Origin of the sequence: Dolichospermum sp. LEGE 00246 (assembly GCF_015207865.1) — a bacterium.
GTDB lineage: Bacteria > Cyanobacteriota > Cyanobacteriia > Cyanobacteriales > Nostocaceae > Dolichospermum > Dolichospermum heterosporum.
The window spans coordinates 15,513-27,658 of sequence record NZ_JADEWA010000018.1 but is presented as its reverse complement, the minus strand read 5'-3'; the positions used below and the strand labels follow the sequence as shown (position 1 = coordinate 27,658).

The 12,146-nt window shown below is 39.3% G+C and carries 8 protein-coding genes and 1 pseudogene; 3 read left to right on the top strand and 6 right to left on the bottom strand.

What is annotated here, in order from left to right; genetic code table 11:
- Window positions 1-411 precede the first annotated feature (411 nt).
- Together IQ228_RS02460 and queD are read left to right on the top strand one after the other, a co-directional pair.
- The gene (locus tag IQ228_RS02460) at window positions 412-1,038 is read left to right on the top strand and encodes a 7-carboxy-7-deazaguanine synthase QueE (protein ID WP_027403595.1); all 627 of its coding nucleotides are present in this window, start codon (window positions 412-414) and stop codon (window positions 1,036-1,038) included.
- Window positions 1,035-1,466: a 6-carboxytetrahydropterin synthase QueD gene (queD, locus tag IQ228_RS02455; protein ID WP_193962086.1), complete on the top strand. Its 432-nt coding sequence runs from the start codon at window positions 1,035-1,037 to the stop codon at window positions 1,464-1,466. The genes IQ228_RS02460 and queD overlap by 4 nt, the downstream gene beginning before the upstream one ends.
- Before the next feature lie 64 nt (window positions 1,467-1,530).
- Here queD and IQ228_RS02450 read toward each other — a convergent pair whose 3' ends face one another.
- Window positions 1,531-2,814 carry an ankyrin repeat domain-containing protein gene (locus IQ228_RS02450; protein ID WP_193962085.1) on the bottom strand — a complete coding sequence of 428 codons (1,284 nt, stop codon included), beginning with the start codon at window positions 2,812-2,814 and terminating at the stop codon, window positions 1,531-1,533.
- Between the two features lie 135 nt (window positions 2,815-2,949).
- Here IQ228_RS02450 and IQ228_RS02445 point away from each other — a divergent pair, with 135 nt between their 5' ends.
- The gene (locus tag IQ228_RS02445; RefSeq protein WP_027403592.1) at window positions 2,950-3,420 is read left to right on the top strand and encodes a DUF4079 domain-containing protein; all 471 of its coding nucleotides are present in this window, start codon (window positions 2,950-2,952) and stop codon (window positions 3,418-3,420) included.
- Window positions 3,421-3,794: 374 nt separating this feature from the next.
- Here the strand turns inward: IQ228_RS02445 and IQ228_RS02440 are convergent, their stop codons facing one another.
- The 5 genes and pseudogenes from IQ228_RS02440 to IQ228_RS02420 form a co-directional block, all read right to left on the bottom strand.
- Window positions 3,795-4,652 carry a Uma2 family endonuclease gene (locus tag IQ228_RS02440; RefSeq protein ID WP_193962084.1) on the bottom strand — a complete coding sequence of 286 codons (858 nt, stop codon included), beginning with the start codon at window positions 4,650-4,652 and terminating at the stop codon, window positions 3,795-3,797.
- Between the two features lie 59 nt (window positions 4,653-4,711).
- Window positions 4,712-5,068 (bottom strand): hypothetical protein, encoded by a 357-nt coding sequence (locus IQ228_RS02435; protein WP_193962083.1) that lies wholly within the window; start codon window positions 5,066-5,068, stop codon window positions 4,712-4,714.
- Window positions 5,069-5,182: 114 nt separating this feature from the next.
- A pseudogene (locus tag IQ228_RS02430) lies at window positions 5,183-5,335 on the bottom strand (DUF4114 domain-containing protein); the annotation flags it as partial.
- Window positions 5,336-5,349: 14 nt separating this feature from the next.
- Entirely contained in the window at window positions 5,350-9,495 is a 4,146-nt protein-coding gene (locus IQ228_RS27295) for a cadherin-like domain-containing protein (protein ID WP_193962082.1), read from the bottom strand.
- Window positions 9,404-12,136, bottom strand: coding sequence for a discoidin domain-containing protein (locus IQ228_RS02420; protein ID WP_370566801.1), 2,733 nt, complete (start codon window positions 12,134-12,136; stop codon window positions 9,404-9,406). The genes IQ228_RS27295 and IQ228_RS02420 overlap by 92 nt, the downstream gene beginning before the upstream one ends.
- Window positions 12,137-12,146: the final 10 nt, after the last annotated feature.

The window sequence follows — 12,146 nt, the reverse complement described above, 5'->3', positions numbered from 1 at the left end:
ATGTATATTGTTCAAATCTAGCACAGTAGGAAACATCAAGGCAGAAACAAGGTAATGGTGAAAGATGAATTTACTTCTTTCTACCCTTGTCGTGGAAGAATTTCATCTTGATGTTTCTCTTTTTTAATAATTTGTAAATTGTTGATTTTTATCAAAATCTTATCTGATTAATTATTCTTAAATTCAGCAATATTTACTTAAGTAAAGTATAAATTTTACATAAAATCCCCATGCAATAAAAAGAGCAGGACTTACGCAATTGGCACATTGGTAGGGTGCATCAGATATCAACAATCTGTTTATTTGCAGGATTTACGCAGTCTGGCGCACCCTACAAATCTTGCGTAAGTCCTAAAGATTTTTCCTCTTTCTATGGCAAGCTGGTAGTCAAAGAGGTTATGGATTTAAAAAATGTCGTCTTTAGAAATCAAGCTACCAATTCATGAAACTTTTCAAAGTACAGTTCAGGGAGAAGGGTACTGGACTGGTTGCTTAGTAGACTTTATTCGCTTATCTGGTTGTCCAGTTGCTTGTCCTTGGTGTGATACAGGTTATGCTGACCCAAGAGCAAATTTACCCCGAATAGAACGTCCTATTGCTGAACTTCTAGGGGAAATAAAATCTCCCAGAGTGGTAATAACTGGTGGAGAACCATTTATTCATAAGTATTTACCGGAATTAGTACAAGCTTTGTTAGTTGCAGATAAGTTGGTTAGCATTGAAACATCAGGCTCTTTTTGGCAAGAAGTTTCCCCCGCAGCTTGGATTACTCTATCTCCCAAGGAACATCTTAATGCTAAATATCCCGTGCAAGGTCAGTTTTGGAGTCGAGCTAATGAAGTTAAGATAATCATAGAAACTGGTAGAGAACTTGATTTTTACGAAAAATATCTATCTACTCACCCTAATTTGCTTGTCTACTTACAACCTGAGTGGAACAGTTCCTCGAAATCACTACCGCTGATTTTCCAGATATTACAACAAAAACCTGACTATAGACTATCTTTACAAACACACAAGTATATCGGAGTACAATGACTAATCAGCAGTGGCTACTAGCTAAGGAATTCCGCTTTGAAGCAGCACATAAATTGCCTTATCATGATGGTAAATGTTCCCGGCTGCATGGACATAGTTGGCGTGGAGTTGTTTATGTAGCTGGTGATAGATTAGTAACAGAAGGTGCTAAACAGGGTATGGTCACGGACTATTCAGAAATCAAGAAATACCTCGAACCCTTGCTTGAGAATTATTTAGATCACTATTATTTAAATGAATCTATGGGTTTAGAATCACCAACTAGTGAGGCGATCGCTGCTTGGATTTATGAAAAATTAGAACAAGCAGGATTAGCAGGTTTAATAGCAGTCAGAATTGATGAAACTTGCACTTCTATTTGCTTGTATTCTAAAAATCGCATATCTGGCTGGTTGAATTCTGGTGAAAGCATAAATTTACTTCCCTGAATTTAATTTTGAAAACTCTTACCTTTGGGTGAAAATAATTCATATTTACATAATTCAACGTCTATCACTCCTGCGCTCCAGCTTGTCTTAACATATTACAAATACCACGATAATTATTGAATTCGGCAATCATTAAGGCTGTATAACCCCCTTGATTTTTTAAATTTACATCTGCCCCAGCTTGTAGTAGTATTGCTACTGCTTGACTATAACCTTCTGCTACAGCTAACATTAAAGCAGTTGCGCCAGCGGGGTTTTGCAGATTCACATTTGCTCCTGTTTCTAATAGTAATTGGAATATTTCGGGATAGTTGGCAGCTATGGCTTTGACTAAAGCGGTTTTACCATCATCTGCTAATTTATTAATATCTGCTCCATGTTTAAGTAATAGTTTGACAGTTGGGAAATGTCTTTGGGATACTGCTAAGGTGAGCGCAACTTCGCCAAAGTTTTTCTTTTCCATATCTGCTCCTGCATTTAGTAAAACTGCTACTATGTCGCTATATCCCTGGAATGCGGCTATTAATAAGGGTGTATCTCCCAAATGGTTTCTAATTTGCACATCTGCCCCTCGTTGGATTAATATTTTGACTACATCTATATATTCTTCGACAACGGCAAGATGTAAGGCTGTTTCACCTTCTTTATCTTGATGATTAATTTCCGCACCTGCATCTAATAAAGCGGTGATAATAGCAGTGTTTCCCGTTGCTGTGGCTGCTAATAATGCTGTTCCATGATCAACGTTTTTGATGTTGACATCAGCACCAGATGATAACAATGCTTGGACTATTTCTAAATAGCCTAAATCTGCGGCAATTATTAATCCTGTATCACCCTCTGGATCTTGACTATTGACAATATGGTTATTTTGTGATAATGCTTTAACTACTGTTGGATGTTTGTGTTTTATGGCTAGTTTGAACGCGGTATCATCATCTTTGTCGGTAATGCTTATGTCAGCACCGGCGGCTAATAAAATTTGTACAATCTCAAGATGACCTTTCAGTGCTGCTATCATTAATGCGGTACTACCATCATCGTTGGTAGCATTGACATTTGCTCCTTGAGAGACTAACAACTTAACAACATCTATTTGATTAGCACTGGCAGCCAGCATTAGTGCTGTTAAATTATAGGTTTTTCTGGTTAAGTTAATGTTAGCACCAGCATCTAAGAGCGATCGCACAATTTCTGTATAACCTAAATTCGCCGCAAACATCAATGCTGTAGTTCCATTTATATCGCTAATATCCACATTAGCACCGTCGGACAGCAGCGTAAATACTCCCTGTATATCCCCAGTTTTCACAGCCTTTAACAACGAATTATCTTTATTTTCTATCATTGGTTAGATCCTGTTTCGGTAGATGTGACTGATTCCAACTCCAGATTACACTTTGGCAAGATTGAAAAATTTCTACGTAAGAAAAATAAATGTATGCTAAGTTTTATGAAGATTTAATAATCGGAAGTAAAAAATATGGCTTTTGAACTAACTCCAACAATCAGATTCTGGTTGAACTTTGCTCACCCAGTTACTATGTGGGTACTATTAGCACTTTCCTTGTATGCTGCATATTTAGGATTACAAGTACAGCGTACCAGAAATGCTCAGGGAGAAGAAAAGAAAGAACTAATTAAAGGGCGTTATACCATCAAACATCACCAAATTGGTTCTATTATGTTAGCTCTGATGGTGGCAGGTTCAATCGGTGGCATGGCTGTTACCTACATTAATAATGGTAAGTTATTTGTCGGACCGCATCTATTAGCCGGATTAGGGATGACAGGTTTAATAGCTTTTTCCGCATCTCTATCTCCTTTCATGCAAAAAGGCGCAAATTGGGCGCGGATAACTCATATATTGTTAAATTTTGCTATTCTGGGGCTTTTTGCATGGCAAGCCTTCTCTGGTGTCGAAATTATTCAAAGAATTCTCACTAAAGCGTAAATTGTCAGTTGTCAATTCTCAATTTGTAGGGTGCGTCAGACTCGATAACTTGGTAAAAAACAGATTTCCTCTATCTGACGCACCATACCACCCCTGATGCCTCCGGCTCCCGCAGGGATACGGCACACTATGTAAACGCTATCAGGAGGTAGGGGGGCTTGCGCCCATTCAGGAGTATAGCTAACGCCACGCTGCGCTATCAGGAGGATTTAGAAGTAATATTAAGTCTGGAAAATTGAGCGATTTTTGATGCTATGATCATATTTTTCTTGCACCTCATTTACCTTTTATACAGATAAAACTCTTCATGGGTCTGGGTTGTAGGTTTATATGGCTAATGCCACGCTACGCTATCAGCAAACCCTAAATAGGTTTTACAGAATTTCATCAGGATTAACACCGATAGATTTTAGATAAGCCGCTAATTTTTCTTTTTGTTGGCGTTCCTCATCTGCTCTTTGTTGCTGCTCATCTGCTCTTCGCTGTTCCTCGTCTGCTCTTTGTTGTTGTTCATCTGCTCTTCGCTGTTGCTCATCCGCTCGTTCATTGCCAGTCAACAACATCTCACCATCTCCAGTCCACCAACGTAACCAAGGTATTTCCGTATCTTGTTGAATCCCCAACTCCACTCCCATTGGTGGAATCGGATAATGCCCTCGTTCATTAGCTGGCATTTTCTCATACTTACCATCTACAAGATGATAGACCTCAACCGATGATTTTTCTACCTCGTAAATAGCATAAAAAGGAATGCGAATTGCTTGTTCATATACCCAAAATTTACCAGCTTTCTTTGGTTCTCCAGTTTGTTCATCAATATCATATAATGAGGTAGTATCTCTTTCTTCTGAACCATCACCAGAGACAAATTCAATAGCAATTAATGGAGCAACAATTTCTTTCCACATTACATAAGAACGACGATATACTCCTGCTAATAAAGGGGCAACATGGGGAACATAAAACCAATCCGGTGCTTCTGCTCCTCTCACTGGTGGTTCTGTAATTCGCCAATAAATACCGCTATCTTGTCCAATACAATATCGTCCGTCAGGGTGTAGTTTTTGTAAAATTGGTTCTATAGAAGTTGTGAGAATTATACTTTGGGGTAGTTCCTGAAAATTTTTCACAAAAGTTCCATCTGAATCTGGCAGTTGTGTATGGTCGGGGAGTGTGATTTGATCGTGTTCAGATGTAGTTGGTGGTGCAATGATTGGTTTTGTTAATACCATAGCAACTTCATCACCTTAATTTATTTTTTATAGTTTAACACAGTCCTAACCGCAGATTTCTACGATGTGACAAAAAGCAATAAGTAGGTGAACACAATAAAACCAAACTGTGTAAATTTAATATCCTCGTCCATTGGAGAACCTGCTGTGTGTGTTTCTATTACCGTCAGGAATGCTTCATTGATTCCAGGTATCGTTAACAGTGCTTTTTTTCTTCCTCCTCCTGAACGGCGAATTCTTGGACTGCTGGTTTTACTCTGCTGTTCCAGATCCTCCATCCCTCTATTGATTGTTCTGTAGTTACATCCCAACAATTTACTTATGTATCCAATCCTCCCGTACCCAAGCTTTTTTGCTTCAATCGCTGCATACCGCCTACGGTCTTTCTCCGATAGAGATTCATAGTAATCTTGCATCTGCTTTTCTAGTATTGGAGAGTAGATTTCTATCAGGATATTGTTCCCTAATACTTACTTCTTTAGTCTACTATACCCCTGTCACAACTTTTGCATTTTATTTAATCCACATTCCTAAACAACACCCAAGTTTACTTTAACAATAATGTCGTTGTAATCTTTATCTCCACCCCCTACTAAATCTTCAAAACCAAAGACGTTATTTCCTAATAGGCGAATGTGATCCACCTTATCAGCGTTAGCTCCTAAATAGGCAAAGTAAGCTTGGTCAACTTGTCCATTCAAAACTTGATCCCGTGGATGTTACCTTGAGCATCATCAACTGTGAATACTCCCAGTTCATTGACAAGATTAGAACTTCTTTCTGTTAGTGTTACTTTAATTTTTGATTTGCCACCGCTATTCGAGATTTTAAAGATATCATCCGCAATTTTTCCCAGATTGAAAGTAGGTGTGCTGTTATTCTGTTCGACAGCTAAGGCAAAGGTATCAGTGGCACTTACACCATGATTATCTTTAGCCTGTACCTCAACTATGAGAGTGCCAAAGTCTGCGTTAGTTGGTGTACCGATGAAGGTGCGCGTAGCTGCATTAAATTTCAGCCATTTAGGTAGATTACTGCCATCTTTTAATGTAGCTGAGTAAGTAAGATTATCGCCTGGATCTATATCAATGAAGGTATTTGCATCAAAAGTAAAGCTGAATGGTGTATCTTGTTTGGCTTTTTGATCAGCGATAGCTCCGCTCGCCGAAGGCATCGCATTTTCTAAGGTGGGTGCATCGTTGATGGAATTGACAGTAATTTCAAACTGACTTTCGCTCGTATCTTGGCCATCATTTACTGTCAATGTAATTGTGGCAGTTCCTGATAGATTCTCGGTAGGTGTAGCGACTAAAAGGCGATTGCTATCTGTACCACTCAATACTAAATTAGTATCAGGTAACAAAGTTTGATTTGAAGACGTTGCTGTAATTGTCAGCGCGGTGACAGAAGTTTCTACATCCCCGATCGTAAAGGCGATCGCTTTTGCCGTATCTTCATCTGTTGTCTGTGCCGAAATAGCACTAATTGTCGGCGGATTTTGGACTGTAAGTGCCACCGTAAATGGAGCAACCTTAACCCCTTCGGAATCAACAACTTCTAGGGATAAACTATCAGCAGCAACGCGTTCGCCATTTTGGATATAGATCACCTTTTCATTGTCTATATCACTTTGGGTGAATGTATCGCCAACTTTGAGATCCACGCCATTTAATTTGACTAAGCCAGCCTGGGGTAGCGCCTTGAGGGTAAACTCAAGATTCCCGTCGGGGCTTTCCGAGTCGGTAGCACGCAGGATATCGCGGCTAATGATTTTGGTAGTTCCAGCTTCTAGGGTGAATCCTGTATTTTTGCTGACTTCTGGCGCATCATTTACTCCTGTAACCTCAAAAGTAACGTTGTGAATTTCATCAGAGAAAAATTTGCCATCGGTGACGCGGAAGCCAAAAAGATCAAAAGGCGTACCAAATAAATTTCCACCTGGTGTATAAGTGAGCAAACCTGCGGCGATGTCTGCCACTGAAACTTCTGTATTTCCCGTAATTTCTTGATCGCCAAGTTTCAGCACACCTAATAGTGGTGTGGTTTCAATAACTATTGATTTTAGAGTGTCATCGGGATCACCTTTGGTAAAGGGGAAGTCAGCAACAGCAAAAGTATAGGAAGTATCTTCGGCAATGGTGCGGCTAAAGTCCTCAGTCTGAGGAGCAAAAACATTAATCCCTATACCTGTTGTGTTATTTAATTGAGTTTGCAAGTTCCTGGTACTAAAGTCATTGTTAAACTGGGTATAGGAAATATCAAGCTCGTTTCGGCTGATTTTTGCCAGTAGTTTTTCTAGATTTTCGCTAACGACTTGTATTTTGCTATTGATGCGGAAAATCTTGTCATAGATATTGTAAGTTTTGGTTACATCACCATAACCACCATCTCCAACGCCATCCCCATCATAATCAATTTGTTCATAAGCTGCTTTTGTTAGAGCAACACTGGCATTTTTGATCGCTGTATCCGCAGCAAATTTTTGAATATCAGTAAATTGAACAGGCAAAAATTGGCGATAGGAAGCCTTTGTTAGACTAAAGCCATTGGAGTTAACCTGATCAGCGAATAGGTCTAAAATTTCGTTAATAGGTCTGCCTGTTAACACTGCTAATTGTTCACTGACAAGTTGGATATTTGCTCCCAGTAAGTATTGGTACGAAGCTTGATCGATGTTTGGTTCATATCCAAGTGGTGTTTCGGGGATTTTTATTGACCATGTAACCTTTACTACTGCCTTTGAGAAGTCGCCTGTCTCGATTTGGGTAGGTGTAAACTGTGGTTCAACACTAAGATCAGTCCAGCCTTTCTCAGCAGCGATATCGGCAATATTAAAATCACTTAAAACCACCTCATCAGTCAGATACTCCCCAGATGCGATGATCTTCTCTGGTTGAACAAAGGGAGGATTACTTAGTCCTATAATTACATATTCCAGGTTATAACTAGACCATCCTTTTTGAGCGGCGATCGCATCAAGATTGTCACTTATTAGAACCTGATCCGTTACGTCAATGGGATTTTGAACACCTTCAATCGAACCATCCTCATTTTCAATAATTTGGGTTATGTAAGCAATAACTTTCAACTCAGGATAAAAGTAATTCTTAGAAGAGAAGGTTAATTTTTCGGACACTAAACTCTTAGCTTCTTCAACAGTTAAATCTACTGTACTGCGGCGGACTACCCGCTCGACTAAGCTCGTAAAAGGAGTAATTACTTCTGAACCCACAGGGGCAGTTAAAATGCCATTAAAGGGCAATTCTGAACCTGAATCAATGCCGCCAATCATCGCTAATCTTCCTTCATTCAGGCTGATTATGCCATCTTGGTTGGTGTCAAATTGCGCGAACATAGCATCAGGAATCACTAACTTATATTGTCCATTTCGATTCGTTAGTGTGGTCGGTTCGCCATTATCAATAATTCCATTCAGGTTGGCATCAAGGAAGACTGTACCGCCTTGGATAAAACCATCTATTGCTTTGCCATTTAACTCAGTATTGAAACTATTTCCAGATGCGCCAACCTTAAATTCTGCTATTTTAAATTTAGCAAAATTTGTCTCCCATACGGTTGATGATAAAGCTCCTATGCCAACCTCAACTTTTGCCCCTAAGAAAGCTTCAATTAAACCATTAAGATTAAATAATTCTAAAGGTGTATCGAGACGAGAAATAATTTCTGAACCGCGAATCTTGCCATCACTAGTCCCATTAAGTTCGCCTTCATCCACCAGATCAAGGGTAATTTTGCCACCAATTCCGCCTTCCACAGCCGCTTTAATAATCAACGCTGTGGCTGCTAATCCAGCCGTGATCTTGCCATTTACTAACAATTCAGGCTTGTCTTTCCCATCCGCACCTAAATCATCTACATAAAAACCATCCAGAACTTGATAAATTTCATCTAGGGCAAAGTCTTCATCTTGCCAAGCTTCCAATCCATGAGTATCATAGCCAACGGAAAGATCGGTTTTAGCAGAAAAATCTCCCGACAGCAGCACCGATAAAGGTAGTGGCGGAGCAATAGGAGTTTCTGATTTCATGGTGTAGGAAAACTCGAAATCAGGGATATCGTATTTGACTAAATCCACATCTTTTTCACCTAAAAGCAACCGCAGAATTGTCACAGGATTACTCAGAATCGGAAACTGTAAACCTTCTAGTTTTTGCAGCTTGGAAAGAATACTAGATTGGGTAGTGTTACCTGCTTGAGTTGTGGGATTAGTAGTAGGTTGTTTTGTAGCAACAGTAGTTCCAGTTCCAGTAGTAGTTCCAGTGCCAGTAGCAGGGACATTGATGGCTGCTGTCGCGTCTTTTTGTTGGCTACTCGCTCCCTTCAAATCGCTGAGAGAGTGGCTACCCATATCGAGGATAATAGATTCATCGGCTGGTAACTTATTTAATGAATCAACAATTTCGATAATTTGGGTGAGGGTATCCGCAAATTTAATTGCTTTATCAATTTTCTCTTTAGTTTTAGGATCAGAACTGAGCGGTGCTAAAGTTTTAGCAATATCAAGTAGGGAAACTCCGGGTTTACCATCAGCATTGAAAGTATTGTCTAGTTTGATGTAAGAGAGTAATTTTGTATCTGCATTCAATAGTTGAACTATGGGTTTAATCGGATCAAGAATCTTATCTATTGCCGACATGATGGGTTTGATAAAATCGGTGAGGAAACTCCCAAAATCTAGTTTGACATTGTTGAAATCAATTGATAGTCCCTGTTTCTGTGCTTGTTCCTGATTACCATAATTGATCAAGATATGAGCCATCTTCACTCTTGGCTTGATCATCCATTGCCAAGGGGTTAAACTCAGAATAGATAAACTTTTCACTGCTATTGTATTGTTTGTCATTATTGGTGTCTATGAATGCGATCGCCACATCATTAATAAACTTGCCTTCTCCTGGATCATTGATATCTGCATTCAGTTTCAGGTCATTGTTTTTATCCCATGCCTTATTGATTTTTTCCCCTACATCGAGGATGTTGTTATTATTAAAGTCAATGTAATATTCAGGAACTGCCACAGTTCCAGCCGCCGCCGTTGGTGTCTTCTTTTTCAGAACAAACTCGGTATTAAAAAGAGTTGCATTTGTAGTGAGTGGTTCGGTAGCTTTGCCTGTAGTATCCTTGTCTAACTTACCATTACGGTTAATATCAAAGTAATAGGTTTGTACCGCACTTGTTGCATCGGTGGCTGTGCGATATATTCCCTCTTGTTGCTGGTATTGGGCTTGATCAAATTTTAATTGGGCATTAATTTGATAGTTGCCAATACCAACATTATTGCGATCCAAATAGGATACTACCACGCTCTGTTGTGGTTGATTCCAGTTATCTGGGGTAAAAGTTAGGGTAACAGGTGCAGTAACTTGGCTAGTGGTTTCCAAACCATCAGTTATAGTCACAGTGACAATTTCAAAAGGTTGTTTTTTCAGTTGTACGTCAAGGGTAAGGGCATCACCTTTATTCGTGGGGACTAAACCATTGAGTTTGACATCAAGAATATCACTGCTGAAACTATTGAGTGTGTAAATATCCTTTTTAACCTTAACTGTAGTCGGGTTAATAGGATTAACAAATTCAACTTCTGCACCAGGAGTTAAACGGATTTTGACATCTTGAGTAGGTTCACTTAATAAGGAAACTTCAAATTGGGCGGCTTCACTTTCTCCCGCAACGGTGGTATATCCTACTTCTACGACTCGCACACCAGGAACATCATCATCAGCGATCGCTAAGTTGGCAATTTTGTGATTATCATCTAGTTTATAGCCATCCCCAGCCAACAATTCCACCGTCACAGTTTCTTCGGCGACTTTAGCCAAAGAATTAACCTGTACAGAATTGACATCAAAGGTGTTGACATTAACAGAAATAGTAGCTTGAGGTTTATCCGCAAAGAGAGCTAAATCAGCTAATTGTAATTCTGCTGCGCCATTATTACCTGTAATATTTAGACGATAGTAACTGTAGTCAGTGGAATTGTTGACTGTAAAAGTGCGTGTTTCAAGTCGCTGACTAAAGATTTCATTACTGCGTTGATCAATCGGTGTAAAATTTATCCCATCTTTAGAGCCTTGTAATTGCCAATTTTTGGGATCGCGTCCACTTGCATCATTAGCAGAAGTTAGGGAATATTCGCGTAAAACAGAAGACTGATTATTTGGTAACTGATATTGAATCCAGCCCGTAGAGTTCAACAATAACCACTTACTATTAGCATTACTATCAAAAACTTTATCCTTGCTTTCCCCTGCGGGTGAGTTAGTATTTGAGACGGTAATATTTGCTAATATCGGTGATGATGTCAGATTGATCTTCTCAGTAGGAGCAAAGAGAGCTAAATCAGCTAATTGTAGTTCTGCTGCGCCATTATTACCTGTAATATTTAGACGATAGTAACTGTAGTCAGTGGAATTGTTGACTGTAAAAGTGCGTGTTTCAAGTCGCTGACTAAAGATTTCATTACTGCGTTGATCAATCGTTGTAAAATTTATCCCATCTTTAGAGCCTTGTAATTGCCAATTTTTGGGATCACGCCCACTGGCATCATTGGCAGAAGTTAGGGAATATTCGCGTACAACAGAAGACTGATTATTTGGTAACTGATATTGAATCCAGCCCGTAGAGGCATACAATAACCACTTGCTATTCCCATTACTATCAAAAACATTATCCTTGCTTTCCCCTGCGGGTGAGTTAGTATTTGAGACGGTAATATTTGCTAATATTGGTGATGATGTCAAATTGATCTTTTGACTAGGAGCAAGGGTAACGGAACTAACAACTTCCCCAATCACACCTTTAGCAAACTTTAATTTTGTCCCTTGATCGAGAGTTGCCGAAGCTGCTAAATTTGTCTCCACCGTCAAAGTCATCTGGGTTTGGTTATTACTGGCTGCACCTACAGTTCTACCCGTAACTTTGAGATTAAGTCCTTCCGCTAACTTGTCATCTATCGGCACAATTAGCAGATTATTTTGAATATTTCCAGGGGCAATCAGTACAGTTCCAGTCGGAGAAATCAGTTGATAATCATTACCATTACTAGCAGTTCCTCCCACCAAACGATAGTTAACAGCAATCCCATTTTGACTGAGGGAATTGCGCGGCGCAGGATTACTTAAAGAAACACTAAAATAACTAGGTTGCCCGAATAATTCAGAAGCTGAGGGACCGGCAATAATTTTAGCAGTTGGTAAATCGTTATCTACGATATAAACATCTTTAGTTAGACCCGTAAAATTATTATATTTCGAGTCTTCATTGGTTAATGTCAGCGTGTAATTGGGATTATTTACCCCACCATATCCATAAACTTGGATGTAATACTTTCCAGGTGCTAGACCATTAAAATCTAGTTTCTCACTATTATTTGTATAGGAAGATGATTTACTAATATGGTTGGTGAGATCAGCAGCTTTGAATAGCTTCATATCCAGATCGCCCAAGGCATTCTTAAAGTTTATCTGTACATAA